Below are 26452 nucleotides of genomic sequence, written 5' to 3' on the forward strand. Positions count from 1 at the left end.
ATCGGCGCGGTGGTTCAGGCCACCGCGTCGCTTTCGGCCTTCACGACCGGCTGGGCCTGGTCGTTGATCGGCGAGACATAGTCCGCCATCGCGTCGAACTCGTTCAGGAAGACCGCGCGCAGGTCGTCGGTCTCCATGATGGGTTCGTGCTTGGCGTGGTCGATCTCGACATAGCGGCCTCGCCCCAGCCGCTTGGCGGCCCAGCGATTGGTCTGTTTCCAGACCCGGTCGTCATTGCCCGACTGCACGATGGTGCAGGGAATATGCACCGACTTCAGCGCCTTAGGCTTCAGCGCCCGTTCGCCCGCGTCGAGCGCGAAGGCCAGCCAGCCCCAGGTCGGGCCGCCCACCGCCAGGTGAGGGCAGGCGTACAGTTGTTGTCGCCACAGCTCGTAGCGGGTCTCGTCGGACGTCAGCGCGTCCTTCTCGAAGGTGTGGTCGAAGGGATCGTCCGGATCGTCCAGAACGAAGTCCCCGGCCTTGCCGTGGCGCACGTTCCAGCGCACCGCTAGCTTGACCGACCACATCGACCGCTTGCCGGTCTTGATACGCAGCATGGGGCTGGACAGGACCGCGCCGGCGAACCGGTTCTCGCCGCCTTCCAGGCAGAGCAGGTTCAGGGCCCCGCCCATCGAATGGCCGACCATGATCCAGGGCTTGGGCGCACGCGCCTCGAAGGCGTCCAGCAGACGGGCGTAGTCGTCCTGGAACTCCTCCACCGCGCGGGCATGGCCCTTCAGGCGATCCGGCAGCAGACGGGCCGACAGACCCTGACCGCGCCAGTCGTGAGCCAGAACGCACCAGCCGCGGGCCAGGAAGTTGCCGATGACCTCGAAATACTTCTCGATCGGCTCGGTCCGGCCGGGGCTCAGCACCACGGTGCCGCGCGGCTTCTGGGCGACGAGGGCCGAGGGCGTCCAGAAGGCGGCGCGCAGGCGAAGACCGCCGGCGCCCCGGAACCATTCGCCCACGCCTCCGGGCGGGGCGGCGGCGCCGGGAACCCCCATCAGGGGCGCATTGGCGGCGAAGGCGGCGGCGCGGTTCACTCGGGCTTCCTGAATCTCAAGGTCATGCGATCGCTCTCGCCGATCGCGCGGTATTTGGCGGTATCGAACGTGGGATCGGGCGCCTCGCCTTGCGGGGCGGTTAACAGGCGCGGCGGCAAGCTTTCGACCCCGAACGGGTGATCCTTGGTGTCTTCCGGGTTGGCGTTGATCTCGGAGGCCGCGACGAAGACGAAGCCCGCCTCGGCCGCCAGCTGTTTGACGAACGCTTCCTGGACGTATCCGTTCGCGGCGGCCGGGTCCTGATCCTGATCCGGGGCCAGACGATGCTGTTCGACGCCCAGGATTCCGCCTGGCTTCAGCGCCGCATAGGCGTCGGCAAAGGCCTTCTCGGCGATGCCGGCCGCCATCCAGGCGTGAATGTTCCGCATGAACAGGGCCATGTCGATGGTCCCCGCCGGGGCGACCGGGCCGGTCGTGGCCCCGAAGGCGCTGAACTTCACCTCGCCATAAAGCTTCCGGTCCGAACCGAAGCGGCGTTCGAAATTGGCCACCAGCGCCGCCTGGGCCGGATCGGCGCCGGGGCCGGTCGCGAAGCCCGCGCCGTAATAGACGCCGTCGCCCTTGTTCAGATAGGGGGCCAGAATCTCGGTGTACCAGCCGCTGCCGGGCCAGAACTCGACGACATGCATGGACGGCTGGAGGCCGAAGAATCGCAGGGTCTCCAGCGGATGGCGATAGATGTCGCGCGGACGGTCCGCCGCGCGCCAGGGGCCCTGGATGGCCCATTCCAGCGAGCCTTCGGGCGGGCCGGACGGCGCTTCGGGAGCGGCCTTTTCTTCCTTGTCGCCACAGGCGGCGAGGCCCGCGACCAAGAGGACGCCCGCGCCGGCCAGCATGGCCCGACGCGACGGTTCCGTTCGCCCGATCCGCGCCTGATCCCGCATCAACCCTCCCCAGCCGGTCGCCTTCCGAAGGGCGACGCCGCTCCGGAAGGCGTTGGGATAGAGAGGTTCGTCAATGCCGTCAAAGTCTTGTGGCTCAGGCGGGCTTGCGGAAGCGAAGGGTCATGCGGTCGCTTTCGCCGATGGCGTCGTATTCGGCGCGCTCGGCGTCGGTCAGGGGCGTGGCGCGATCGGTGGCGACGCCTTCGCGGGCGGCCGAGGTGCGGCCGGGCGGCAGGGTCCAGACGCCGAACGGATGATCGTGGTCGTCCTTGGGGTTGGCGTTCAGGTCGCTGCGGCCCTCCAGCACGAACCCGGCGGCCTGGGCGGCGTGGATGACGTAGCTTTCGGAGACATAGCCCGTCGGGGCCGTGGCGTCGGCGTTCAGCCCCTCGGCCGCGCGATGCTGTTCCACGGCCAGGACGCCGCCGGGCTTCAGCGCCTTGAAGAAGGCTTCCAGATAGGGGCCGGTGCGCTGCGGGTTGGAGCGGTGCCAGTTGTGGAAGGCGCGGGCCACCACGATCATGTCGGCCGTGCCGTCGGCGACCTGCATCCCCTCCAGCGGGCGATTGACGGCGACATAGGTCCCGCCGGTCGCGGCCGCATAGGGCTCGAGGATATGGCTCCACCAGCCGCCGCGGCCCGGCTCGATCTCGACCACGGTCGATCCCGGCGTCAGGCCCCAGAAGGTCAGGGTCTCATAGGGATGGCGGAAGACGTCGCGGGCGCGGTCGGCGGCCGGGCGCGCATCCGAGGCGATGGCGGCCTGGAGCGCCGTATCTTCTTGCAGGACCGGCGGGGTCATGGGCTCGCGGTGCGCGACCTGGGCGGACTGGGCCTGGGCGGCGCCGGTCGAGACGAGGGCCAGAGCGGCGAAGAGGGCGATGCGGGCAGGGCGCATGGTCGGCTCCGAAAAGCGGGAACAAGGGTCGGCGGGCACCTTAAGGACCGGCCGCACGGGGGCAAGTGACGATCCTGCAATCCGGGGGTCTTGACGTCGCACTTCGGCATCCCACCTCTTCATCCGAGAGCGCCGATCCCGGGCTCTTGCAGACCAGACGGGGCCCAGAAGGGACCGTTCGGACTGATCCCCACCGCCACTCCGGGCAAAACGCGGAGTGGCTCAATCTTGCTGATGATCAGGAGATCGACATGCGTACCATCGACTTCACCCCCCTTTACCGTTCGGCCGTCGGCTTCGACCGCCTGGCCCGCCAGCTGGAAAGCGCCGCGCGCACCAGCCAGGAGAACGGCTGGCCGCCCTACAACATCGAAACGACCGGTGAGAACGAATACCGGATCGAGATCGCGGTCGCCGGCTTCAAGCCCGACGAGCTGACCATCGAGGCCAAGGAGAACCAGCTGACCGTCACGGGCAGGAAGACCGCCAATGACGACGCGGCCTCGCAGAAGACCTATCTGCATCGCGGCCTGGCCGAGCGCGACTTCGAACGCCGCTTCCAGCTGGCCGACTATGTCGCGGTCACCACCGCCTCGCTGGACAACGGCCTTCTGGCCATCAGCCTGAAGCGCGAACTGCCCGAGGCCCTGAAGCCCCGCCGCATCGAGATCGCCACGGGCGCGTCGACGTCGGCGCTGATCGAGGGCGAAGCCGCCTAAGGGCTTCGTCTTTGCAAAGACGGGAAAGGGCGGTCCTTCGGGGCCGCCCTTTTTCGCATCAGGCGGCTACGGCCGGCAGGACCAGGCCGGTGACCCGCTCCAGACAGGCGTTGGTCAGGATGGCGTCGTCCAGAACCGTCTTGGCGACGTCGGCGCCCAGCAGGTCCGCCCCCGTCAGATTGGCCTTGGACAGGTCGGCGCGGGCCAGGACCGCATAGCGCATCCGGGCCCCGGACAGGCTGGCCGGAACGTTTCGGCTGGGCCCCAGAGGCAGGGGGCTGATGTCCGCCGCCGTCAGATCGGCCTTGTTCAGCAGGGCCTCGCCGAACCGGGCGCCGCGCAGATCCGCCTTGCCCAGAAGGGCGCCGCGCAGATCGGCCTTTTCGAAATTGGCCCCCTGAAGCTGGGCGCCCCTGAGGTCGATGCCGGCCAGGCAGGCGCCCTTGGCGCTCATGGCCGAGAGCTTCAGCCCCTTCAGCCGGTCCCCGAGCGGACGCAGATCCTCGCCGTCCAGGATGGCCGGGCCGCCCAAGACCCCGCCGCTTTCGACCCAGGCGTTGGCGTCCAGGGCCAGTTCATAGAGCTCCTCGGCGCGGGCGATGGCGGCGGCGGTGGGTTCGCGCACGGCGCCGGTGGTGTCGGTCTTGTCCAGACGGGCCCGTTCCATGGCCACCCCGGTCAGGATGGCGCCGACGAGGCGGGCGCCGGCCAGATTGGCCCCGCCGACGTCGGCCCCTTCCAGCAGGGCGCCGGAGAGGTCGGCGTCCTTCAGATTGGCGCCGGTCAGTCGAGCGCCGCGCATCGAGCAGTCGGTGAAGTCCGCCTTGCAGGCGCTGACGCCGTCGAAGCGCGAGCCGTCCAGGGTCGCGCCGGAGAAGCGGGCGCCGTCGGCCTGACCCACCCGCGTCTCGTTGCGGGCGGCCGCCAGACCCTTGGTCTCGTGCGGCACGGCGATGACGCCCTCGCGGAAATCGGCCTGGGTCAGGTCGGCCTCGGACAGGTCCGCGCCCTGCAGGCAGGCGCCGCGCAGGTCGGCGCGCTTCAGGGAGGCGCGGGTGAAGTCGGCGCCGCGCAGGTCGCAGCCGAACAGGATGGCGCGCTCCAGCCGGGCGCCGGCCAGATTGGCGTTCTCCAGGATCGAGCCGGAGAAGTCGGCGTCGTCCAGAATGCGGTGGGCCATCGACACGCCCGTCAGGTCGACGAACTTCAGCGACAGCTTGCGACCGCCGGGCTTGCCGGTCACGAACCGCTCGTGGGCGGCGGCGAACATGTCGAAATCGCCCTGGCCAAGTCGTCGTCTGAGCATCGTCATACCGGTTCTCCCTCCCGCTGAAGTCCGCGAACTCCAGCGAGAACCGCGTCTTTGAAATCGGCAAGGCGCGTCTGTGCGCCGTGCATACTGGTCCGGGTCAGGTCCGCGCCGACCAGAAGGCAGCGGCGCAGATCGGCCCCGGAAAGATCGGCCGCACGCAGGACCGCGTCGGTCAGGTCGGCGGGCATGAGCCGGTCGGGCCCCAGCATCAACGGCCCCAGCTGGGCCTCGCGCAGGTCCGCCCCGTTCAGTCGCGCCCCGACCATGCGCGCGCCCCGAAGATCGGCGCCCCGCAGATTGACGGAGCGCAGGTCGGCGCCCTCCAGGTGCGCGCCCTGCAGCTGCACCCCCTCCATATCGAGGCCGTAGAAGACGGCCCGCTTGGCCGAGAGGGCCGTCAGGTTGAGCCCGGTGATGGAGCCCAGGCCCCGAAGATCGACGTCGTCGAAGACCGACGGCTGGCCCTCGGCCCCACCGCTTTCGCACCAGACGGCGTGTTCGTGCAGCATTCCGGCGGCGGGCAGCTGGGCGACCGGCTCGGCCGCCGAGCCGTTGTCGGTCAGGGCGCCGTCCAGATTGGCCCCGTCGGTGCGCCAGGAGGTGGCGTTGACCCCCACCAGGATGGCGTCGCGCAGGTCCGCGCCCGACAGATCGGCCCCCGACATGTCGGCGCCGGCGAGATCGGCCCCCCGGAAATTGGCCTGTTTCAGATTGGCCCGGACCAGCTTGCAGTCCTTCATGATGGCGTCCGAGAAGTCCGCCGACTGGGCCGCGATGCCCGACAGGCGCGACCGCTGGAGATTGGCGCCGACCAGGCTGGCCCCCTGCGCCTGGGTGATCTCGCGGCCCTTGGGCTCGATGACCTTGAAACCGAATTTGCGATCGGCCGAGGCGATGGTGCCCTCGCGCAGGTCCGCCTCGAACAGGTCGGCCCCGGAAAGGTCGGCCCCGTGCAGACAGGCGCCGCGCAGATCGGCCCGGCGCATGGAGGCCTCGACCAGGAGGACGTCCTGCATGTCGGCGCCGAAGAAGGAGGCGTTGTCGAGCTTGCAGCCCGTCAGGTCGCAACCGACCATCACGGTGGCGGAGAAGTCGGCGTCGGCGAGGTTGCGGCCCCGAAGGCTGAGCCCCGAGAGGTCCATCCAGGCGAAGACAGCCCGCGCGCCGCCGGGCCGCGCCTGCCACAGGCGGTCGTGACGCGCGCAGATCGCGTCGAGCTCCCCTTGGCTGATGCGGCGTCGGGAGACGCCTTCCTGGACGGCTGACATCCGGGCACCATGGCCCGAACCCACTTAAGGAAGGTTTTCGGAAACTGAGCTTTTCTGCAACGTTCGGTAGATCTTCAGGCAAAGAGATACGTTCGCGTTGCGAAACGTTTCGTCCGTTCGTCCGGACGAAACCTACCCTGACGAAACGGACGAACCGAATAGTCGGTTTATCAAAAACAATGACTTGCCGATGCACGCCCGCAGAGATTCGTCCGTGCCCCTTCGAAAACCTCCGCTGCCGACTGACCTGTCAAAGACCCGGACCGACAAGTGGGCAGGTCGAAGGCCCGGGACAAGGCCTGGCGAGGAATAAAGTCTTCTTCGGCAGTCTTTTTCATCGTGCATCCCAGCGAAGGCTGGGGTCCAGATCACGAATGCAGGCGGCCGGGATGGCGCACCCGCTCTGCTGATCGGATCGACGGAGTCTTCCATCCGGACCCCAGCCTTCGCTGGGGTGAACGGATGAGGGCGCTGCCTTAGCTGGTCAGCAAGCCCTGTTCGGCCAGGGCGTCGGCCAGTTCGCCGGGCGAGGTCCACAGGCGGGTGTAGCCGGCCTCGCCCAGACGCTTCAGCTCGGTGACCAGATCGGCGCGGGCCGAGGCCGCGAACCGGCCGTCGAACCCCTTGCCGTCGGCGCTGATGCGAACCATCGGACGGCCGGTCTCCAGCCGGTGCAGGAATCCTTCCGAAAGGACGGCCGCCTCCTCCTTCATCAGGCCCGTCTCGACCTGAAGCCCCGCCTGACGCAGCCGTTCAGTGCCGCGCCCGGAAGCGAAGGGGGACGGATCCAGCGCCGCCACGACGACGCGGGCGATCTTCGCCTCGGCCAGGAACTGTGCGCAGGAGGCGCGGCCGGACGATCGGGCGCCGCACGGCTCCAGCGTCACATAGGCGGTCGCGCCCTCGACGTCGGGCCCGGCGACGGGCACGGCCTGTTCCTCGGCATGGGGGCGGCCGCCCGGCGCCGTGGCGGCCTCGGCCAGGACCTTACCGTCCTTGACGATGACGCAGCCGACCGCCGGATTGGGCCAGGTCTCGCCCATCCGATCCAGCGCCAGGTCGATGGCCCGGCGCATGTAGACTGCATCGTCGCTCATCGGACGGCCGGAAGTTCGGTGGCGCGATCCGTGTCCAGATAGCGGGCCGCCGTCGGCTTCAGGTCGGCGTCCAGATCGATCTCCAGCGGATTGCCGGTCGGGATCTCGACCCCGACGATCTGGTCGTCCGGCACGTCGAACAGGTGTTTGACGATGGCGCGCAAGCTGTTGCCATGAGCCGCGATCAGCACGTCCTCGCCCGCCTTCAGGCGCGGGGCGATGGCCTCGTTCCAGTAGGGCAGGACGCGGTCCAGGGTGGTCTTCAGGCTTTCGGTGTTGGGGATGGTCTGGCCGGCGTAGCGCGGGTCCTTGTCGAAATCCCATTCCGAGCCCGCCTCCAGCGGCGGCGGGGGTATGTCGTAGCTGCGGCGCCAGACCTTCACCTGGTCCTCGCCGTGCTTCAGGGCGGTCTCGGCCTTGTCCAGCCCGGTCAGGCCGCCGTAGTGACGCTCGTTCAGCCGCCAGTCCTCGATCACCGGCACGTCCTTCAGGCCCGCCGACGACAGGGCAAGCGCCCCGGTCCGCTTGGCCCGCGTCAGGACCGAGGTGAACATGACCGCCGGTCTGAACCCGGCCTCGGCGATCAGTTCGCCGCCGCGCCGCGCCTGGGCCTCGCCCTCGGCCGTCAGGTCGACATCGACCCAGCCGGTGAAGCGGTTCTCGAGGTTCCACTGGCTTTGGCCGTGGCGCAGCAGGATCAGACGGGACATGGGCTCTCCGGATTTCGTTCTTTCCGGGTAGGACCGGGGCTCGCGAGGGTCAAGCGGCCCGGGGCTTCGGCGTCGTCGCATGGATTTCGCAAGCGCGAGATAACACGGGTCCGGCGTTGTTTGGTCCGAGCCCCGCGTCTATACCCCTCGCCTACCGGAAGCCCTCTTCCTTCAAGGACATCGCATGCTGAAGCCCCGTCAGGACCTGGTTCCGAACACCTTCGAATTCGAGACCGTTCCTCTGGTGAAGCCGACGGGCTTCCGCGAATACGACGCTCGCTGGATCCTGGAGAAGGAAATCAACCTCCTCGGCATCCAGGCCCTGGGTCTCGCCCTGGCCACCTATGTCCACGAGAACGGCATCCAGCCGCGCATCGTCGTGGGCCACGACTTCCGCTCCTATTCCTCGACCGTGAAACACGCCCTGATCATCGGCCTGATGGAAGGCGGGATGGAGGTTCTGGACGTGGGCCTGGCCCTGTCGCCCGTCGCCTATTTCGGCCAGTTCGCGCTGGAGGCCCCCTGCGTCGCCATGGTCACCGCCTCGCACAACGAGAACGGCTGGACCGGGGTGAAGATGGGCACCAACCCGCCCATCACCTTCGGCCCCGAGGAAATCGGCCGCCTGAAGGAGATCGTGCTGAGCGGAACCGGCGTGACCCGGCCCGGCGGCCGTCTGGAGCGGGTCGAGAACTTCCGCGAGCAATATCTTCAAGAGGTCGTGGGGGACATCAAGATCACCCGCCCGCTCAAGGTCGTCTGCGCCACCGGCAACGGCACGGCCGGCGCCTTCGCCCCGGAGGCGCTCCGCCGCATGGGCGTCGAAGTGATCGAGATGGACGCCGAGCTCGACTACACCTTCCCCAAATACAACCCGAACCCCGAGGACCACGCCATGCTGGTGCAGATGGCCCAGCGGGTGAAGGAGACGGGGGCCGATCTGGCGCTCGGCTTCGACGGCGACGGCGACCGCTGCGGCGTGGTGGACGAGACGGGCGAGGAGATTTTCGCCGACAAGATCGGTCTGCTGCTGGCCCGCGACCTGTCGGCCATTCACCCGAACGCGACCTTCGTCGTCGATGTGAAGTCGACCGGCCTCTACAAGACCGATGAAGTCCTGAAGGCCAACGGGGCGACGACCGTCTACTGGAAGACCGGCCACTCCTACATCAAGCGGAAGACCGCCGAACTGGGCGCGCTCGCCGGATTCGAGAAGTCGGGCCACTTCTTCCTCGCCGACCCGATCGGCCGGGGCTACGACGACGGTCTGGTGGCCGCCGCCGCCGTGCTGCAGATGCTGGACCGCAATCCGGGCAAGTCGCTGTCGCAACTGAAGACGGCCCTGCCGGACGCCTGGACGTCCCTCACCATGTCGCCCCACTGCGACGACGAGATCAAATACGACGTCCTGGCCAAGGTCGTCGCCGAATACGAGAAACTGGGCGCCGAGGGCGGCTCGATCCTGGGCCGCAAGATCGTCGAGGTCATCACGGTCAACGGCGCGCGGGTCCATCTGGAGGACGGTTCGTGGGTTCTGGTCCGCGCCTCGTCGAACAAGCCGGAGCTGGTCGTGGTGGTGGAATCCATGCGGTCCGAGGACGACATGCGCGCCCTGTTCCGCGAAGAGGTGAAACCCCGCCTGGCCGCCCATCCGGAAGTCGGCGCCTACAACCAGGAAATCTGAATCGGGATTTCTCCCTCCCCCTCGGGGGAGGGTCCTCGCGCAGCGAGGGGGTGGGGGCGGCCGGGCGACCGAGCGACGCCCTGTCAGTGGGGCCTCGCCTGGCCGCCCCCACCCGACCTCCGCTTCGCTTCGGCCACCCTCCCCCGAGGGGGAGGGAAAGGCTTGCGTTGACCCTCGACGCGGCGCGGTTCAACAACGCTGAAAAGCGGGAGGCGAAGTGTCGGGACCGATCAGTAACGTAGCCATCGTCGGCGGAGGATTCTCCGGCGCCATGCTGGCCGCGCGACTGGCGGAGGCGGGGATCGGATCGACCCTGATCAATCGCAGCGCCGATTTCGGCCTGGGCGTCGCCTATTCGACGCCGTTCGAGGGGCATCTGCTGAACGTCCGCTCCTCGCGGATGAGCGCCCTGGCCGATCAGCCCGATCATTTCGTGCGCTGGCTGGGAGCGAACGCGCCCGCCTATGCCGATCCGGACGGGTTCGCGCCGCGCAAGATCTTCGGGCGCTATGTCCAGGCCCGTCTGGCCGAGGTCGAGGCGGCGATTCCGGGTCTTGTCGAACGGGTCGTGGGCGAGGTCGCCGGTATCGAGGCGGACGCTGTCGTCCTGTCCGACGGACGGCGGGTCGCGGCGGACGCCGTCGTCCTGACCACCGGCAATCCGGCGCCGAAGACGGCGTCGGGCGGATCGGCGCGGGTCCTGTCCGACCCCTGGGCGCCCGGCGCGCTGGAGGCCATCGGTGCGGAGGATCAGGTGCTGATCGTCGGCACGGGCCTGACCATGGTGGACATGTTGCAGGCGCTGGAGGGCCAGGGCTGGCGCGGGCGGGCGCAGGCCCTGTCGCGGCGGGGTCTGTTGCCCCGCGCCCATGCCGATCTGCCCGATCCGCCCGAGGCGCCGACCCCGGCCATGCTGGAAGGGCCGCTGTCCGAGCGGATGAAAGCGTCGCGGGTCGTGGCGGAGGACGCCGGCTGGCGCGAGATGATGGAGGGCTTGCGGCCCATCACCGCCGACCTGTGGGCGAAGGCCGATCTGGCGACGCGGCGCGGGATCTTGCGGCATCTGCGGCCGTGGTGGGACGTGCATCGCCACCGGATCGCGCCCCGGATCGGCGTCTTCATCGACCGGCTTCTGGCCGAGGGGCGGCTGAGCGTCGTCGCCGGGCGGGTGAAGGGGATCACGGCCGATGACGCCGGGGTCCGGCTGGACTGGATCCGCCGGGGTCAGGCCCAGACGCCCCTGACCGGCGCCTGGCTGATCGATTGCACCGGGCCGGGCCATGCGCCCGAGGCCAATCCGGTGACAGGGCCTCTGCTGGCCTCCGGTCGGGCGCGACTGGATCCGCTGCGGTTGGGGCTGGAGCTCGACGGCTCGGGCCGGGTGCTGCACGCCGACGGCACGGCCGATCCCAAGCTGTTCGTCCTCGGCCCTCCGGCGCGGGCGGCCTTCTGGGAGACCATCGCCGTGCCCGATGTCCGGAAACGGATCGAGGACGTCGTGAAGGCCCTGACGGCCTAGCGATACGCCCCTTCGCGCAGGTTGATGCCGTATTCGACATAGGCCTTCAGCGCCGCCAGCATCTGGGACCAGCCCATGCAGTTGCCGTAGGAGGCCTTGAGCCCCGTCGGCGTTTCGCGCCAGCCCTCCTCGGCGATCCGGACCAGTGTGCGCGTGTCGCCATCCAGCGGTGAGAAGTTCATGGTCACCCTGGTCCAGTAGCCGGCGTCGACCACCGGCTGGTTCTCGTCGGGCACGCCCTCGTTGGCCTCCCATTTCAGGACGATCTTCCGGTCCTGGACGACCTCGACCACCTCGACCGGGAAGGCGCCGGGGAAGTCGGCGAACTCCCACTGCACCGTCTGGCCGGTGGCGAGGCGCCCGACCGCGCCGCCGGTGGTGAAATAGCCCGACAGTTTGGCCGGATCGGCCACCGCCTCGAACACCTCATGCACGGGTCTGGACACCCGCATCGAGACCTCGAATTTCAGCTCCATCGTCCTGCTCCGTGGTTGCTGGCGACCTTCGTATGTTATATTCTTATAACATGTCAAACGACGACGCTCTGGACGCCGTGTTCAAGGCCCTGGCGAACCCCGCCCGGCGGCGGCTGCTGGACGCGATGAAGGACGGGCCGCGCACGACGGGTCAGCTGTGCGAGATCGAGGGCGGACTGGATCGCTGCACCGTCATGCAGCATCTGAAGGCGCTGGAGGCGGCAGACCTGATCATCGTCCGGCGCGAGGGGCGGGAACGGTGGAACCACCTGAATGCCGAGCCGATCAAGGCCGTCCACGACCGCTGGCTGGCGCCCTATGCGCGGGGCGCCGTGGCCATGCTGGCGGACCTGAAGGCGCGGGTGGAGGCCTAGACGCCGGTCTCGTCGAGGGCGGGCGGTTCGGGCGGCGGCGGGCTGGTGATCTTGCCGATCAGGGTGACGCCGCGATCGGCCAGGGCGCGCGAAAGGTTCTCCTTCCGCTCGAACTCCTGCTCTGCGCGCAGGATCGCCTTCTTGCGTTCGACATCGACCATCTGGCGCGTCCGTTGCGCCGGAAACGGCCGGTCCGCAAGCGTCGCCTTCGTTGTGTCTGATGGGCGACTTTGGGGCGGTCAGCCCGCCGCCTTCACGGCCGCGACGACGTCGGCGACGACGCGTTTGACCAGGGCCTCGTCGTCGCCCTCGGCCATGACGCGGATCAGCTTCTCGGTGCCGGAGGGGCGGACCAGAAGGCGGCCCTGACCGGCCAGGGCGGCGTCGGCCTCGGCCATTGCGGCCTTGACCTTGGCGTCTTCCAGCGGCTTGCCGGCGGTGAAGCGGACGTTTTGCAGGAGCTGGGGGACCGGGTCGAACTGGCGGGCCAGTTCGCTCATCGGCTTGCCGCTCTCGACCAGCACCGCGAGCACCTGAAGCGCCGCCATCAGGCCGTCGCCGGTGGTGGCGTGATCGTGCAGGATCAGGTGGCCGGACTGTTCGCCGCCCAGGTTGAAGCCGCCCTCGCGCATCCGCTCCATGACGTAGCGGTCGCCGACCTTGGTCCGCTCCAGCGTCAGGCCGTCGCCGGTCAGGACGCGTTCGAGGCCGAGGTTGGACATGACGGTGGCGACCACGCCGCCGCCTTTCAGCACGCCGCGCCGGGCCCAGTCGCGGCCGATCAGGGCCATGATCTGGTCGCCGTCCACCACCTGACCCTTCTCGTCGCAGATGATAAGGCGGTCGGCGTCGCCGTCCAGGGCGATGCCGATGTCGGCGCGGTATTGCTTCACCGCCGCCGACAGGGTCTCCGGATGGGTCGAGCCGCAGTCGGCGTTGATGTTGGTCCCGTTCGGGGAGACGCCGACGGCGCAGACCTCGGCGCCCAGTTCGAACAGGGTGGTGGGGGCGACGCGGTAGCCGGCGCCGTTGGCGCAGTCGACGGCGATGCGCAGACCCGCCAGCGACAGGTGGCGCGGGAACGCGGCCTTGGCGATCTCGATATAGCGGGGCGGGGCGTCGTCGATGCGTTTGACGCGGCCCAGCTGGTTCGACGGCGCCAGACCGGCGTCCAGCTCGGCGTCCATCATGGCCTCGATCTTCAGCTCGATCTCGTCCGACAGCTTGTAGCCGTCGGGGCCGAACAGCTTGATCCCGTTGTCGGCGTAGTCGTTGTGCGAGGCCGAGATCATCACGCCCAGATCCGCGCGCATGGAGCGGGTCATCATGGCCACGCCCGGTGTCGGGATGGGGCCGAAGGTGCGCACGTCCATGCCGACCGAGGCGAAACCGGCCACGAGGGCGGGTTCGATCATGTAGCCCGACAGGCGGGTGTCCTTGCCGATGACCACCAGATGGCGGCGGTCGTCGCCCGACATGAACAGCTTTCCGGCCGCCAGACCGACGCGCAGGGCGATCTCGGCCGTCATGGGCTTGGTGTTGGCGCGGCCGCGAATGCCGTCGGTGCCGAAATATTTGCGCTCGCCCATGTGCGGCCCTCCGCCGAAATCTGTCGAAACGCCTTTTTAGGTGCCGACGTCTTAAGGCCGTCCTAGAGCAGACTTTCAATGCCGTCATCCTCGGGCTTGACCCGAGGATCGGACGTACCGGGTCTCCGTCGACGACGTGTCCCCGGCTCGTGCGCCATCCCTCTGGGTCAGCCAGACCAGACCTCTGATCCTCGGATCAAGTCCGAGGATGACGGGAATCCAGAGGGACAGTCCTATGTGCGGCATCATCGGCATCGTCGGAACCCAGCCCGTCGCGGACCGTCTGGTCGAAAGCCTGAAACGGCTGGAATACCGGGGCTATGACTCGGCCGGCATCGCCGCCCAGGTGGACGGGGTGCTGGAGCGCCGCCGCGCACCGGGCAAGCTGAAGGAGCTGGAGAAGGTGCTGGCGGGTCATCCGCTGGAGGCCACCACCGGCATCGGCCACACCCGCTGGGCCACCCACGGCGCCCCGACCGAGGCCAATGCCCACCCGCACATCGCCGGGCGGGTGGCCGTGGTCCACAACGGCATCATCGAGAATTTCGCCGAGCTGAAGGCCGAGCTGATCGCCGCCGGCCGCGTCTTCTCGTCCCAGACCGACACCGAGGTGGTCGCCCACCTGCTGGATTCGGAACTGGCCACGGGCCTGAGCCCGCTGGACGCCTTCAAGGCGACGCTGGACCGGCTGTCGGGCGCCTTTGCGCTCTGCGTTCTGATCTCCGGCGAGGACGAGGTCATCCTGGCCGCGCGGAACGGCCCGCCGCTGGCTGTCGGTCACGGCGACGGCGAGATGTTCATCGGCTCGGACGGCCTGGCGCTCGGGCCCTTCACCAACAAGATCACCTATCTGGAAGACGGCGACTATGTGCTGGCCACCCACGACGGGGCCCGCATCTTCGACGCTACCGGCCAGGAGGTGGCGCGCGCGGTCAAGACCGTGCCGGCTTCCGCCGTCCTGATGGAGAAGGGCAACTACCGGCACTTCATGGAGAAGGAGATCCATGACCAGCCGGAAGGGTGCCAGCGCACCATCGCCGCCTATGTCGACACCCTGACGGACCAGACGACGGTCCAGGGCGTGGACTTCAACGCCATCGACCGGATCCAGATCGTCGCCTGCGGCACCTCCTGGATCGCCGGGATGATCGGCCGGTATCTGATCGAACAGCTGGCCGACCTGCCCGTGGACGTCGAGATCGCCTCGGAGTTCCGCTACCGCTCCCCCGCCCTGCGGCCCAATGCGCTCGCCATCGCCATGTCCCAGTCGGGCGAGACGGCCGACACCCTGGCCGCCTTCCGCCACTGCATCGAGGCCGGGATGAAGTCGGCGGCCATCGTCAACGCCACCGAATCAACGATTGCGCGCGAGGCCGACGTCGTCTGGCCGATCCACTGCGGTCCCGAGATCGGCGTCGCCTCGACCAAGGCCTTCACCGCCCAGGTCTCGGTCATGATCGCCCTGGCCATCGCGGCGGCCAAGGCGCGCGGTCGGATCGACGAGGCGGAAGAGAAGCGTCTGGTGCACGTCCTTCTGGAAGCGCCCCGCCTGATCGCCGAGGCCATCGGTCTGGAAGACGCCCTGAAGGAGATCGCCGCCGAGATCGCCAAGGCCAAGGACGTCCTCTACCTCGGTCGCGGGCCCATGTCGGCCCTGGCGCTGGAAGGCGCGCTGAAGCTGAAGGAGATCAGCTATATCCACGCCGAGGGCTATGCCGCCGGCGAGCTGAAGCACGGCCCGATCGCCCTGGTGGACGAGGCGACCCCGGTCATCATCCTGGCCCCCTATGACAGCTGGTTCGAGAAATCGGCCTCGAACATGTCGGAGGTCATGGCGCGCGGCGGTCAGGTGGTCTTCATCACCGATCCGGAAGGGGCCAAGCACGCGCCGGCCGGCGCCAAGGTGGTGGTCACGGCCCCGGCGTCGGATCCCCTGATCTCGGCCCTGGTGATGTCCGCCCCGATCCAGCTCCTCGCCTACCACGTCGCCGTTGTGAAGGGCGCGGACGTGGATCAGCCGAGGAACCTCGCCAAGTCGGTCACGGTCGAGTAGCGGTTTTTCGCAGAACCGGGGCTACGAAACCGACGCGGGTGCGTTAGGGTCCCCACCACTGTGAGGGGATGCTCATGACCAAACCGATTCCGCGCGTCCGCAAGGCCGTGCTGCCCGTCGCCGGCCTGGGCACGCGCGTCCTGCCCGCCGCCAAGACGACGCCGAAGAACATGCTGAACGTGTTCGACCGGCCGATCCTGTCGCACATCGTGGAGGAGGCGCGGGCCTCCGGCATCGAGCACATGATCTTCGTGGTCGGGCGCGGCCAGACCTCGATCGAGGACTATTTCGACCACGCCTACGAGGTCGAGGCGATCCTGAAAGCCAAGGGCAAGGACGACATCCTGACCTCGGTGGTCGCCGACCTGCCCAAGCCCGGCGAAATGAGCTTCGTCCGCCAGATGGCGCCGCTGGGTCTCGGCCACGCCGTCTTCTGCGCCCGCGACCTGATCGGCGACGAGCCCTTCGCCGTCATCCTGGCCGACATGCTCATGATGGCCGACAAACCCGCCCTGAAGCAGGCCATCGAGGCCCACGAACAGACCGGCGGCAATGTCGTGGTGGTCGAACCGGCCCCCGAGGGCGAGACCCACAAATACGGGATCGTGGCGCTGGACGGCCGCGAAGGCCGGCTGAACCGCATGACCGGCATGGTCGAGAAGCCGCCGCTGGGGACCGAGCCGTCGAACCTGTTCATCTCGGGCCGCTATGTCCTGACGCCCGACATCTTCCCCCTGCTGGCCGATCAGCAGACGGGCGCGGGCGGCGAGATCCAGCTGACCGACGCCATGGCGCGGCTGATGAAGGTCAAGGATTTCCACGCCCTGGAATACGAGGGGACGACCTTCGACTGCGGCGATCCCGTGGGCCTGCTGCGGGCCAATGTGGCCTACGGTCTGAAGCACTCAGGGCTGGGCGACGCGGCCCGTGCGGCGATAACGCCGCTGCTCTAGGCCACGGTCCCGCTTTGCTCCGCCCCTCGCCTTCGGCTAGGCAGGGGACCGGGGTAGAGAAAGACAAAGACGATGAAGGTACTGGTTCTGGGCGGCGACGGCTTTTGCGGCTGGCCCACGGCGCTGCATCTGTCGGCGCAGGGGTGGGACGTCGTCATCGTCGACAACCTGAGCCGCCGGAACATCGACAACGAGCTGGAGGTCCAGTCCCTGACCCCCATCCGGACCATGGGCGAGCGCATCGCCGCGTGGAAGGAGGTCTCAGGGCGCGAGATCGGCTTCGTCAACATGACGGTCGGCAAGGAGTTCGACCGCCTCGTCGCCCTGATCCAGGACGAGAAGCCCGACAGCGTCGTCCATTTCGCCGAACAGCGGGCCGCCCCCTATTCGATGAAGTCGGCGCGGCACAAGCTCTACACCGTCGACAACAATCTGAACGCCACCAACCACCTCCTGGCCGCCATCGTCGAGAGCGGGCGGGACGTCCACCTGGCCCACCTGGGGACCATGGGGGTCTATGGCTACACCACCGCCGGGCTGCGCATTCCGGAAGGCTATCTGAAGGTCACGGTGCAGACGGACTTCGGGCCCACCGAGCAGGAGATCCTGTTCCCGCCGAACCCGGGCTCGATCTACCACATGACCAAGACCCAGGACGCGCTGCTGTTCCAGTTCTACGCCAAGAACGACGGGGTCCGGATCACCGACCTGCACCAGGGCATCGTCTGGGGCGCCCAGACCGAGGAAACCCGCAAGGACGAGCGGCTGATCAACCGCTTCGACTATGACGGCGACTACGGCACCGTCCTGAACCGCTTCCTGATGCAGGGGGCGCTCGGCTATCCGCTGACGGTCCACGGCACGGGCGGCCAGACGCGGGCCTTCATCCACATCCAGGACACGGTGCGCTGCGTCGAACTGGCCCTGAAGAACCCGCCGAAGAAGGGCGAACGGGTCAAGATCCTGAACCAGATGACCGAGAGCCGCCGAGTTCGCGACCTGGCCGCCATGGTCGCCGGCATGACCGGGACCGAGGTCCACAATGTCGCCAATCCCCGCCTGGAGGCGGACGAGAACGAACTCGTCGTCGCCAACGACCAGTTCAAGGACCTGGGCCTGAAGCCGATCACCCTGGCCGAAGGCCTGATGGCCGACGTCACCGACATCGCCCGCCGCTACGCCGACCGGGCCGACCGGTCGAAGATCCCTTGCGTCTCCGCCTGGAACGGCAAGCGGGCCGAGGCTCTGCAGAGCGCCCCGACGCCGGTCGCGGCCGAGCCCGCCCAGGCGCGGGTGGGCTGATCGCCCGGATGGCGCAAGGCTCCCTCCTCGTCTTCGGCGCCGGCTATCTGGGCCGGGCGGTTCTGGCCGGGGCGAAACGGCGCGGCATGACCGTGGCGGCGACCTCGCGGGACACGGACCGCCGGGCGACGCTGGAAGCGGAAGGGGTCGCAGCCGTCGATCCGGCCGATGCGGAAGCCCTCGCCGCTGCGGTAGCGAAAGCCTCGGCCATCCTCGTCACCGCCCCGCCCGAGGGTCATGGCTGTCCGGGCGCGAAGGCCCTGCTGCCGGCGCTCGGCGAGGCCGGCGCCTATCCCGACTGGATCGGCTACGTCTCCTCCACCGCCGTCTATGGCGACCGGAACGGCGGGTGGGTGTTCGAGGACGATGCGCTGAACGCCGCCAGTCTGGAGGGCGCGCGCCGGGTGCGGGCCGAGGCGGATTGGCTCGACGCCGGGCGCGGCATGGGGCTGACGGTGCAGATATTCCGCCTGCCGGCCATCTACGGCCCCGGCCGGTCGGTGGCGGACCGACTGCGTGACGGCACGGCCCGGATCGTCCGAAAGCCCGGCCAGGTCTTCAACCGCATCTATGTCGAGGACGCGGTCGAGGGCCTGTTCGCCTCGATGGATCGGCCACGGCCGGGCGCCGCCTACAACCTCACCGACGACGCCCCCTCGCCGGTCGAGATCGTCATGGAAGACGCGGCCCGGCGCATGGGCCTGCCCCAGCCGCCCGAAGTCGACTGGACCGACCCCTCGGTCTCCGAGGGGATGCGGCGCTTCTATCTGGACTCCAAACGCATCTCGAACGCCCGCGCCAAGGCCGAACTGGGCTGGCGGCCCCGGCACCCGACCTGGCGGGATGGGCTGGAGGCGATCCTCGCCCGATAGTCCGTCATCCTCGGGCTGGTCCCGAGGACCCATTTCTCCTCCGCACAAACGCACGGAACTCGAGCGCCGGCTCGTGCCCGCTGAACCATGGCCCCTCGGGACAAGCCCGAGGGTGACGGTATGTGGGTCAGCCCACGCGCGGGTTCTTGAGCCTGCGCTTGTTGGCGTGGCTTTCCGGGGCGGTCCCCAGAGCCTCGGGCAGTTCGCCCTTGAAGTAGAACCTCTGCCAGGCCTCCTTGGCCGCATCGGGATCGCCGCTCGCCAGCCGTTGGTTGAAGTCGGTGCGCTGGCGGTTCCAGGCCTCGAACTGGCCCTTCATCACCGGGTTGGATTCCAGGGTCCGGATGACCGGCTGGACCGCCTCCATCTTCCGGTGCTCGACCAGGTGGATGAAGCAGAAGGGCTCGCCGCGCTCGAACTTGATGCGGCCGGGCCGGGTGAACAGCCAGTTCATGGTGAAGGGGAAGGGCAGCCAGTCGGTCTCGATCAACCCGACCAGGGGCTGGATCCCGTCCTTCATGTGGTTGGGCGACCCCGAACAGATCATCCCCCAGCCCGGCGGCGTGCGGAACAGATACTGGGGGTGCATGGTCAGGACGCCGCGCGAGAAGTGCGAGGTGACGAAATGGTCCAGCTCGGGCTGGGGCCGTTCGGGCGTGATGGTGATGTCGGACTGCTGCGGCCCGCCGTTCCATTCGGCCGTGAAGGTGAAGGGACAGAGGATCTCCCACCCGGTGGTGTTGGCCATGGTCAGGGGCAGGCACCGATAGGGGTGGCGGCTGACGAAGGCGTCCATCCAGTTCCGCGACTGGCGGCCGGGCACCAGATCCGGCGGCCGCGCCGACATGGGGTAGCATTCCAGTTCCAAGGCGGGGCTCCGGCGGGTATCCAACTGTGAGCATTCCTAGCCCGGCCGAGCATGACCACTCAACCAGCCTATACGCGTGACAGCCTGATCGCCTGGATGGCCGAGCATGGCGTGGACCAGACGACCCACGACCACCCGGCCGTCTTCACCGTGGACGAGGGTCACGAGATCAAGGCCGCCATGCCCGGCGCCCACACCAAGAACCTGTTCCTGAAGGACAAGAAGGGCCGGCTGTGGCTGATCTCGGCCGAGCAGAAGACGGTCATCGACCTGAAGGCCGCGCCCCGCACCATCGGTTCGGACCGGGTCTCCTTCGGCAACGAGACCCTGATGTATGAGACGCTCGGCGTGCGGCCGGGGTCGGTGACGGCGCTGGGCCTCATCAACGACGTCGATCGGCGCGTCACCTTCGTGATCGACAAGCGACTGTGGGACGCCGACATCGTCAACTTCCACCCCCTGACCAATACGGCCACCACCGCCCTGACGCAGTCTGCGTTCCGGCGCTTCATGAGCGAGATCGGGCGCGAGCCGCTGGTGATCGACTTCGCCGCCGACTTGCCGCAGGCCTGATCCGCGACCATCTGACCCCTGACGCGTTACAGCCCCGAGCTTCAAAGAGACCCGATGACCCTCGCCGATCCCCAGACTTCGCCCGACGACCTGATCAAGGAGGGCTCTGACGCCGGCTTCATGGACGATGTGATCGCCCAGTCGAAGATCCAGCCGGTCATCGTCGACTTCTGGGCCACCTGGTGCGGGCCCTGCCGCACCCTGACGCCCGCGCTGGAGAAACAGGTCCGCGCCGCCGGCGGGGCCGTGAAACTGGTCAAGATCGACGTCGACAAGAACCCCGCCTACGCCGGGCAACTGCGGGTCCAGTCGATCCCGACCGTCTACGCCTTCGTCAACGGCCAGCCGGTGGACGGCTTCCAAGGCGCGATCCCGGAGAGCCAGATCAAGGCCTTCATCGAGAAGCTGTCGGGCGGCGAAAGCGTCAACTCCGACGTCGAGCAGTTGCTGGCGCTCGGCGAGGAATCGCTCGGCCTTTCGGACTTCGGCGGCGCGGCCCAGGCCTTCGCCCACGTCCTGACCATCGAGCCGGAGAACCAGAAGGCCATCGCCGGCATGGCGCGCGTCTACCTGGCCGGAGGCGACGCCGATCAGGCGCGTCAGACCATCGCCATGGCCCCGCAGGATTCGACCGAACCCTCAGTCGTCAGCGTTCGCGCCCAGCTGGCCCTGTCGTCCAGCGCCCCGAGCGGCGAGACGGCGGCGCTGGAGGCCCAGGTCAAGGCCGATCCGAACGATCACCAGGCCCGCTACGACCTGGCCCTCGCCCAGGCCGCCGAGGGCGACCTGAAGGGCTCCGTGGACAGCCTTTTGACCATCGTCCAGGCGGATCGCGACTGGAACGACCAGGCGGCGCGCAAACACCTCCTGGTCGTGTTCGAGGCGGCGGGCCTGTCCTCGGACGTCTCCAAGGACGGACGTCGCCGCCTGTCCTCCATCCTGTTTTCGTAAAGAGCGTCCGGATGCCCCAGGGCTATGTGAAGGCCGTCGACCTGCCGCAGGTGATCCCGGTCTTTCCCCTGCCCGGGGCCATCCTGTTGCCGCGCGGTCAGCTGCCGCTGAACATTTTCGAGCCGCGCTATCTGAACATGATCGACGACGCCATGGCCGGCGAGCGGATGCTGGGCATGATCCAGCCCTCGGGCGGCACGGCCCAGCTGCCGAGCCTGTCAGCGGTCGGCTGCGCTGGCCGGATCACCAGTTTCGCCGAGACCTCGGACGGCCGGTACCTGATCACCCTGACCGGCATCGCGCGCTTCCGCATCACCACCGAACTGCCGACCCAGACCCCCTATCGCCAGGTCCGCGCCGCCTTCGCCCCGTTCGAGACCGACCTGATCGCGCCGCATGAGAGCGAAGCCTTCGACCGCCCGGCCTTCCTGGGCAGCCTCAAAACCTATCTGGAACGGCGTCAGCTCGAGATCGACTGGGAGACGGCCGAGGCCGCGCCGCAGGAGGCCCTGATCAACAGCCTGTCGATGGCCCTGCCCTTCGAACCGGCGGAGAAACAGGCCCTGCTGGAAAGCCCGGCGCTCGACGACCGGGTCGATGTGCTCACGGCCCTGATGCGGTTCGACGCCGCCGAACCCGGCGACAGCGACACGCCGAGCGCGATGCAGTAAGGCTTGGCTCAAGCAGTGAGCGGCCGCGCCGCGAGCGATAGCCAACAAAGAATGCCCATGTCCGATGCCTTCCACACCCCGTCATCCGTTGATCCCCGGCTTCTCGAAGTGCTGGTCTGCCCGATCACGCGCGGGAAGCTCGACTACGACCGCGAGGCCAACGAACTGATCTCCAAGGGGGCCAAACTGGCCTTCCCGATCCGCGAGGGCGTGCCGATCATGCTGCCGGAAGAGGCGCGGCAGCTGGACTAGCGCGGGCAACGCCCCCGATCCGCCAAGGCCTCGTCGGGCGTGCAGATTCCGTCGATCAGAACCCAGTCGTCGCCGTCCAGAGCGACCATCGCAGACAATCCTACCCAGACGCCGCTCGTCGCCCGTGCCTCGTAGCGGCATGACCATTCCGAGCCCTCCTCGGATATGAAGTCGCACCGCATGGCGCGGATCGAAGGGGTGAGGTCGCCAGATGGCGCTATCAGACGCGCCAGCTCTTGTTCTGTGGGCCCATTCGGATCGCCGATTGAGGCGCAGGCGGCGACGATCGACAGCGCACCGATAGCCGCCGCACGGACCATCAGACCAGCTCGCCCCGCAGCAGCTTCGGCAAATCCCCCGTCGCCCCGCCGGCCTCGCGCATGAAGGCGCGCCGCAGCGGTCCGATCCTATTCACCGCCGCCATGCCCAGATCGCGCGCCGCCCGCACCGGCGGCAGATCGTTGGAGAACAGCCGCACGAAACCGTCGAAACCGGCGGCGAGCGCCACATTGTCGAACCGGCGCCAGCGGGCGTAGCGGTCCAGAACCACCTCCGACCCGATATCTTCGCCCAGACGCATGGCCTTGATCAGCACCTCAGCCAGGGCTGCGGCGTCCTTCAGGCCCATGTTGAGGCCTTGCCCGGCGACCGGATGCACCCCGTGGGCGGCGTCGCCGATGATGGCGGTGCGCGGCGCGGTCAGCTGCGTCGCCAGATCCAGCGACAGGGGATAGACGAAGCGGGGCCCCTCCGGCGTCGCCCCGTCCAGGAATTCGCCGAACCGCCGGTCCAGATGCGAGCGGAAGGCCGCTTCCGAACAGGTCTTCAGGGCCTCGGCCGCCTTCGTGGTTTCGGTCCAGACCAGACTGGCCCGCTGTTCGGTCAGGGGCAGGATGGCGAAGGGGCCGTTCGGCAGGAAATATTCGTGGGCGACATTGCCGTGGTCGCGGCCGAGGCGAACCGTGGCCACAACACCCGACTGGCCGTAGCCCCAGCCGACCGTCCCCATCCCGGCGGCCTTGCGGACCTTCGACCCGCGCCCCTCGGCGCCCACGACGACCGGCGCGCTCAGCACCGATCCGTCGGCAAGCGACACCCGGGCGGCGGCGGGCGTCTGTTCGACCCCGACGACGGCGCCCGGCGCGAAGACCGCGATGTCCGAGGCCTCCACCGCCTCGGCCAGGGCGACCCGGATACGGCGGTTCTCAACCATGTAGCCCAGCGGCTCGCCGCCGTTGGCGTCGCCGATCTCGTCGGCGTCGAAGCGCAGGAAAGCCGGCGACGCCGCCTTTGACGCAGCCCCCGGTCGCGTCCCGTCGGTCACCAGAATCCGATCCATCCGACAGGCATGCGGGCGCATCGCCGTCCCGACGCCCAGCGCATCCAGCATCCGGAACGTCGACCAGGCGATCGCCGTCGACCGCCCGTCGAAGGTCGGCGCCAACTGGGCCGAAAAGGGTTGGGGATCGACCAGGGCGACCTTCAGCCCGCCCTTGGCCGCCGCCAGCGCGAACGTCGCCCCCGCCATGCCGGCGCCGGCGACGATGATGTCGTGGGTGTGGGGAGAGGCCATGGGCGACATAGGCAGTAGGCAGTAGGCAGTAGGCAATAGGAGATTGGAGACGGCGGCGCGGCAGCGGGCCTTTTCTACTGCCTACTGCCTAAGACCTACTGCCTCGCCTCCAGGGTAAACAGCCCTTTAACCCTGCACCTGCGACACTGGGTCCGACCTTCGTCCGGAGCCTTCGATGTCCGCAGCCCTCGCCATCGGCCAGCGCGCTTTCCTGAGCGCCCTCATGATCTGGGACGCACCCTTCATGGTGCGGTTCCGGGGCGTGTTGCAGGCCCTGCTGGCGACGCTGCTGGTCGTGGCCCTGGTGTCGTGGAACCCGGCGGACCCCAGCCTGAACGCCGCCTCCTCGGCCGCCCCGACCAACTGGCTGGGCCTGAACGGCGCCCTGTTCGCCGACATCTTCATGCAGTCCCTGGGCCTCGCCGCCTGGCCGGCCGCGGCCCTGACGGTCGCCTTCGGCCTGGCCGCCGCGATCGGCGACGCGATCCAGCAGCGTCTGAAGCCCACGCCGCTGAAGGCGCTGTCGGCCTCCGGCGGCGTGCTCAGCCTGTCCGCCGCGCTTTCCGCCCTCGCGGCGCCCAGCGCCTGGCCGCTGGCGGCGGGCCTCGGCGGCCTGTGGGGCGACGCGGTGATCGGTCTGGTCGATACGGGTTTCCGCGCCCTGCATGTGCCGGGCGGAAAGATCATCGGCGGCCTCCTGTTCCTCGGCTTCGGCCTGTGGGCCTGCGGCTACGCCATCGGCCTGCGCCTCAACGACTTCGCCGAGGGGGCCGCCTGGGCCTCGACCCTGCGTCGTCCGGCCGAGCCAGCCGCGCCCAAGCCGGTGCGCCGCCGTCCGACCCGTCCGGAGCCCGAGATGGAGGCCGCGCCCGCTCGCGCCCCGCGTCGCCCGGCCCGGCTGGAGATGCCCGAGGACGAGGTCGTCGCCCCTGAAGCCGACGCCGACGAACCCCTGCCTTGGGACGAGCCGATTCACACCCCCGCCTATGCCGCACCTGCGCCCAGCCCCCTCGCCGCCGCGACCGAAATCAAGGTCGCCGCGCCCAAGCCGGCCAAGACCTCGAAGAAGGCCGTCGACGACGACCAGACCATGTTCGACTTCGCCCGTCCGGAGGGCGATTTCGACCTGCCGCCGCTGGGCATGCTGGCCAAGCCCCAGGCGCGCGGCGGCATGGTCGACGAGGACGCCCTGAAGCAGAACGCCAAGATGCTGGAAGGCGTCCTGGCCGAGTTCGGGGTCAAGGGCGTGATCGACCAGATCCGCCCGGGCCCGGTGGTCACCCTGTACGAACTGGTCCCGGCGCCCGGCGTGAAGCACGGCCGCGTCGTCGCCCTGTCGGACGACATCGCCCGCTCCATGTCGGCCCGCGCCTGCCGCATCAGCGTGGTTCCGAACCGCAACGCCATCGGCATCGAGCTGCCGAACCTGAAGCGCGAGACCGTCTATCTGCGGGACCTCCTGGCCTCGTCCGAATACGGCAAGCCGGCGCATATCCTGCCCCTGGCTCTGGGCGAGACCATCGGCGGCGACCCTTACGTCGCCGATCTGGCGCGCATGCCCCACCTGCTGATCGCGGGCACCACCGGCTCCGGCAAGTCGGTCGGGGTCAACGCCATGATCCTGTCGATCCTGTATCGCCTGTCGCCGGCCGAGTGCCGCTTCATCATGATCGACCCCAAGATGCTGGAGCTCAGTGTCTATGACGGCATCCCGCACCTGTTGGCCCCGGTCGTCACCGATCCGAAGAAGGCCGTCGTCGCCCTGAAGTGGACGGTGCGCGAGATGGAGGACCGCTATCGCCGCATGTCCAAGCTCGGCGTCCGCAACGTCGCCAGCTACAACGAGCGCGCCAAGGAGGCCCAGGCCAAGGGCGAGCATTTCGAACGCACGGTCCAGACCGGCTTCGACGAACAGGGCCGCCCGGTCTTCGAATCCGAAAAGATCCGCCCCGAGCCCATGCCCTATCTGGTCGTGGTCATGGATGAGATGGCCGACCTGATGCTGGTCGCCGGCAAGGATGTGGAGGGCGCGGTCCAGCGTCTGGCCCAGATGGCCCGCGCCGCCGGCATCCACCTGATCATGGCCACCCAGCGCCCGTCGGTGGACGTCATCACCGGCACCATCAAGGCCAACTTCCCGACCCGGATCAGCTTCCAGGTCACCTCCAAGATCGACAGCCGCACCATCCTGGGCGAACAGGGCGGCGAACAGCTGCTGGGCCAGGGCGACATGCTCTACATGGCCGGCGGCGGCCGCATCACCCGCCTGCACGGCCCGTTCGTCGGCGACCACGAGGTCGAGGAGGTCTGCAAACACCTGCGTTCGCAGGCCGAGCCCGACTACCTGGACCTGATCACCGACGATCCGGACGGCGACGGCGCTGACGCCTTCGACGAGGGCGGCAACAGCTCCTCCGGCGACGACCTCTACGACCGCGCCGTGGCCGTGGTGACCCGCGACCGCAAGGCCTCGACCTCCTACGTCCAGCGCCGCCTGCAGATCGGCTACAACCGCGCCGCCTCCCTGATCGAACGGATGGAGCAGGAGGGCGTCGTCTCGCCCGCCAACCACGCGGGCAAGCGCGACATCCTGGCCGGCCCGCCGCCGATGGCGTGAGAATCCTTCGTCTGTTCACACGCGCCCTTTGGGCATGAAGGCAGATTCAGGGTTGCATCATTCTACCAGAGCGATACCAGTCCGAGCAGTGGCAACAGTGCCGCTTTGAAGGACGTCATGATCAAGAAAACTCTTGCCTTGGCCAGCTTCACGCTCGCCGCAACCCTCGG

The 26452-nt window shown here is 68.6% G+C and carries 26 protein-coding genes; 13 read left to right on the forward strand and 13 right to left on the reverse strand.

Annotated features, from left to right (window positions below):
- Nucleotides 1-14: 14 nt before the first annotated feature.
- The 3 genes from ACETK8_RS01820 to ACETK8_RS01830 form a co-directional block, all read right to left on the reverse strand.
- The gene (locus ACETK8_RS01820; protein ID WP_374037810.1) at nucleotides 15-1046 is read right to left on the reverse strand and encodes an alpha/beta fold hydrolase; all 1032 of its coding nucleotides are present in this window, start codon (nucleotides 1044-1046) and stop codon (nucleotides 15-17) included.
- Nucleotides 1043-1951: a class I SAM-dependent methyltransferase gene (locus ACETK8_RS01825; RefSeq protein WP_374037811.1), complete on the reverse strand. Its 909-nt coding sequence runs from the start codon at nucleotides 1949-1951 to the stop codon at nucleotides 1043-1045. The genes ACETK8_RS01820 and ACETK8_RS01825 overlap by 4 nt, the downstream gene beginning before the upstream one ends.
- A 94-nt stretch (nucleotides 1952-2045) precedes the next feature.
- Nucleotides 2046-2849, reverse strand: coding sequence for a class I SAM-dependent methyltransferase (locus ACETK8_RS01830; protein ID WP_374037812.1), 804 nt, complete (start codon nucleotides 2847-2849; stop codon nucleotides 2046-2048).
- Nucleotides 2850-3100: 251 nt separating this feature from the next.
- Here ACETK8_RS01830 and ACETK8_RS01835 point away from each other — a divergent pair, with 251 nt between their 5' ends.
- The gene (locus ACETK8_RS01835; protein ID WP_374037813.1) at nucleotides 3101-3568 is read left to right on the forward strand and encodes an Hsp20 family protein; all 468 of its coding nucleotides are present in this window, start codon (nucleotides 3101-3103) and stop codon (nucleotides 3566-3568) included.
- Nucleotides 3569-3626: 58 nt separating this feature from the next.
- Here ACETK8_RS01835 and ACETK8_RS01840 read toward each other — a convergent pair whose 3' ends face one another.
- From ACETK8_RS01840 to gpmA, 4 genes are all read right to left on the reverse strand, one after another.
- Complete coding sequence (locus tag ACETK8_RS01840) at nucleotides 3627-4880, reverse strand: pentapeptide repeat-containing protein (protein WP_374037814.1); 1254 nt, start codon at nucleotides 4878-4880, stop codon at nucleotides 3627-3629.
- Nucleotides 4877-6148: a pentapeptide repeat-containing protein gene (locus ACETK8_RS01845; protein WP_374037815.1), complete on the reverse strand. Its 1272-nt coding sequence runs from the start codon at nucleotides 6146-6148 to the stop codon at nucleotides 4877-4879. The genes ACETK8_RS01840 and ACETK8_RS01845 overlap by 4 nt, the downstream gene beginning before the upstream one ends.
- 476 nt (nucleotides 6149-6624) lie before the next feature.
- Nucleotides 6625-7245, reverse strand: coding sequence for a bifunctional diaminohydroxyphosphoribosylaminopyrimidine deaminase/5-amino-6-(5-phosphoribosylamino)uracil reductase RibD (locus ACETK8_RS01850; RefSeq protein WP_374037816.1), 621 nt, complete (start codon nucleotides 7243-7245; stop codon nucleotides 6625-6627).
- On the reverse strand, nucleotides 7242-7955 hold the full coding sequence (gpmA, locus tag ACETK8_RS01855; protein WP_374037817.1) for a 2,3-diphosphoglycerate-dependent phosphoglycerate mutase: 714 nt from the start codon (nucleotides 7953-7955) through the stop codon (nucleotides 7242-7244). The genes ACETK8_RS01850 and gpmA overlap by 4 nt, the downstream gene beginning before the upstream one ends.
- A 184-nt stretch (nucleotides 7956-8139) precedes the next feature.
- Between gpmA and ACETK8_RS01860 the strand changes: the two genes are divergently transcribed.
- Together ACETK8_RS01860 and ACETK8_RS01865 are read left to right on the forward strand one after the other, a co-directional pair.
- The gene (locus tag ACETK8_RS01860) at nucleotides 8140-9639 is read left to right on the forward strand and encodes a phosphomannomutase/phosphoglucomutase (protein ID WP_374037818.1); all 1500 of its coding nucleotides are present in this window, start codon (nucleotides 8140-8142) and stop codon (nucleotides 9637-9639) included.
- Nucleotides 9640-9856: 217 nt separating this feature from the next.
- A complete protein-coding gene (locus ACETK8_RS01865) occupies nucleotides 9857-11158 on the forward strand; it encodes an FAD/NAD(P)-binding protein (protein ID WP_374037819.1) in 1302 nt (433 codons plus the stop codon).
- Here the strand turns inward: ACETK8_RS01865 and ACETK8_RS01870 are convergent.
- Complete coding sequence (locus ACETK8_RS01870; RefSeq protein ID WP_374037820.1) at nucleotides 11155-11634, reverse strand: SRPBCC domain-containing protein; 480 nt, start codon at nucleotides 11632-11634, stop codon at nucleotides 11155-11157. The two genes, ACETK8_RS01865 and ACETK8_RS01870, sit on opposite strands and share 4 nt — an antisense overlap.
- A gap of 50 nt (nucleotides 11635-11684) precedes the next feature.
- On the opposite strand from ACETK8_RS01870, the gene ACETK8_RS01875 reads away from it, so the two are divergent.
- A complete protein-coding gene (locus ACETK8_RS01875) occupies nucleotides 11685-12008 on the forward strand; it encodes an ArsR/SmtB family transcription factor (RefSeq protein ID WP_374037821.1) in 324 nt (107 codons plus the stop codon).
- Here ACETK8_RS01875 and ACETK8_RS01880 read toward each other — a convergent pair.
- Both ACETK8_RS01880 and glmM read right to left on the reverse strand, forming a co-directional pair.
- Nucleotides 12005-12169 (reverse strand): hypothetical protein, encoded by a 165-nt coding sequence (locus tag ACETK8_RS01880; RefSeq protein ID WP_374037822.1) that lies wholly within the window; start codon nucleotides 12167-12169, stop codon nucleotides 12005-12007. The two genes, ACETK8_RS01875 and ACETK8_RS01880, sit on opposite strands and share 4 nt — an antisense overlap.
- Before the next feature lie 78 nt (nucleotides 12170-12247).
- Nucleotides 12248-13597: a phosphoglucosamine mutase gene (gene glmM, locus ACETK8_RS01885; protein ID WP_374037823.1), complete on the reverse strand. Its 1350-nt coding sequence runs from the start codon at nucleotides 13595-13597 to the stop codon at nucleotides 12248-12250.
- A 235-nt stretch (nucleotides 13598-13832) separates the two neighbouring features.
- Between glmM and glmS the strand changes: the two genes are divergently transcribed.
- From glmS to ACETK8_RS01905, 4 genes are all read left to right on the forward strand, one after another.
- A complete protein-coding gene (gene glmS, locus ACETK8_RS01890) occupies nucleotides 13833-15650 on the forward strand; it encodes a glutamine--fructose-6-phosphate transaminase (isomerizing) (RefSeq protein WP_374037824.1) in 1818 nt (605 codons plus the stop codon).
- Between the two features lie 74 nt (nucleotides 15651-15724).
- Entirely contained in the window at nucleotides 15725-16603 is an 879-nt protein-coding gene (locus tag ACETK8_RS01895; protein WP_374037825.1) for a UTP--glucose-1-phosphate uridylyltransferase, read from the forward strand.
- A gap of 72 nt (nucleotides 16604-16675) precedes the next feature.
- On the forward strand, nucleotides 16676-17905 hold the full coding sequence (locus tag ACETK8_RS01900) for an NAD-dependent epimerase/dehydratase family protein (RefSeq protein ID WP_374037826.1): 1230 nt from the start codon (nucleotides 16676-16678) through the stop codon (nucleotides 17903-17905).
- 8 nt (nucleotides 17906-17913) lie between these two features.
- Complete coding sequence (locus ACETK8_RS01905; RefSeq protein ID WP_374037827.1) at nucleotides 17914-18777, forward strand: NAD-dependent epimerase/dehydratase family protein; 864 nt, start codon at nucleotides 17914-17916, stop codon at nucleotides 18775-18777.
- Between the two features lie 127 nt (nucleotides 18778-18904).
- On the opposite strand, the gene ACETK8_RS01910 is transcribed toward ACETK8_RS01905, so the two are convergent.
- The gene (locus ACETK8_RS01910) at nucleotides 18905-19645 is read right to left on the reverse strand and encodes a DUF6065 family protein (protein WP_374037828.1); all 741 of its coding nucleotides are present in this window, start codon (nucleotides 19643-19645) and stop codon (nucleotides 18905-18907) included.
- Nucleotides 19646-19696: 51 nt separating this feature from the next.
- Between ACETK8_RS01910 and ACETK8_RS01915 the strand changes: the two genes are divergently transcribed.
- The 4 genes from ACETK8_RS01915 to ACETK8_RS01930 are packed head-to-tail and all read left to right on the forward strand — an operon-like array spanning nucleotide 19697 to nucleotide 22092.
- Complete coding sequence (locus ACETK8_RS01915; protein ID WP_374037829.1) at nucleotides 19697-20218, forward strand: prolyl-tRNA synthetase associated domain-containing protein; 522 nt, start codon at nucleotides 19697-19699, stop codon at nucleotides 20216-20218.
- Between the two features lie 54 nt (nucleotides 20219-20272).
- Nucleotides 20273-21169 carry a tetratricopeptide repeat protein gene (locus ACETK8_RS01920; protein ID WP_374037830.1) on the forward strand — a complete coding sequence of 299 codons (897 nt, stop codon included), beginning with the start codon at nucleotides 20273-20275 and terminating at the stop codon, nucleotides 21167-21169.
- Between the two features lie 11 nt (nucleotides 21170-21180).
- Nucleotides 21181-21840: an LON peptidase substrate-binding domain-containing protein gene (locus ACETK8_RS01925; RefSeq protein WP_374037831.1), complete on the forward strand. Its 660-nt coding sequence runs from the start codon at nucleotides 21181-21183 to the stop codon at nucleotides 21838-21840.
- A 57-nt stretch (nucleotides 21841-21897) separates the two neighbouring features.
- On the forward strand, nucleotides 21898-22092 hold the full coding sequence (locus ACETK8_RS01930; RefSeq protein WP_374037832.1) for a Trm112 family protein: 195 nt from the start codon (nucleotides 21898-21900) through the stop codon (nucleotides 22090-22092).
- Here ACETK8_RS01930 and ACETK8_RS01935 read toward each other — a convergent pair.
- Complete coding sequence (locus ACETK8_RS01935; RefSeq protein WP_374037833.1) at nucleotides 22089-22412, reverse strand: hypothetical protein; 324 nt, start codon at nucleotides 22410-22412, stop codon at nucleotides 22089-22091. The genes ACETK8_RS01930 and ACETK8_RS01935 overlap by 4 nt on opposite strands.
- On the reverse strand, nucleotides 22412-23665 hold the full coding sequence (locus tag ACETK8_RS01940) for a UbiH/UbiF/VisC/COQ6 family ubiquinone biosynthesis hydroxylase (RefSeq protein WP_374037834.1): 1254 nt from the start codon (nucleotides 23663-23665) through the stop codon (nucleotides 22412-22414). The genes ACETK8_RS01935 and ACETK8_RS01940 overlap by 1 nt, the downstream gene beginning before the upstream one ends.
- Before the next feature lie 175 nt (nucleotides 23666-23840).
- Between ACETK8_RS01940 and ACETK8_RS01945 the strand changes: the two genes are divergently transcribed.
- Nucleotides 23841-26282, forward strand: a complete 2442-nt coding sequence (locus tag ACETK8_RS01945) for an FtsK/SpoIIIE family DNA translocase (RefSeq protein WP_374037835.1) — start codon at nucleotides 23841-23843, stop codon at nucleotides 26280-26282.
- The last annotated feature ends 170 nt before the right edge of the window (nucleotides 26283-26452 follow it).

Source organism: Brevundimonas staleyi, assembly GCF_041893865.1.
In the GTDB taxonomy this organism is placed as follows: domain Bacteria; phylum Pseudomonadota; class Alphaproteobacteria; order Caulobacterales; family Caulobacteraceae; genus Brevundimonas; species Brevundimonas staleyi.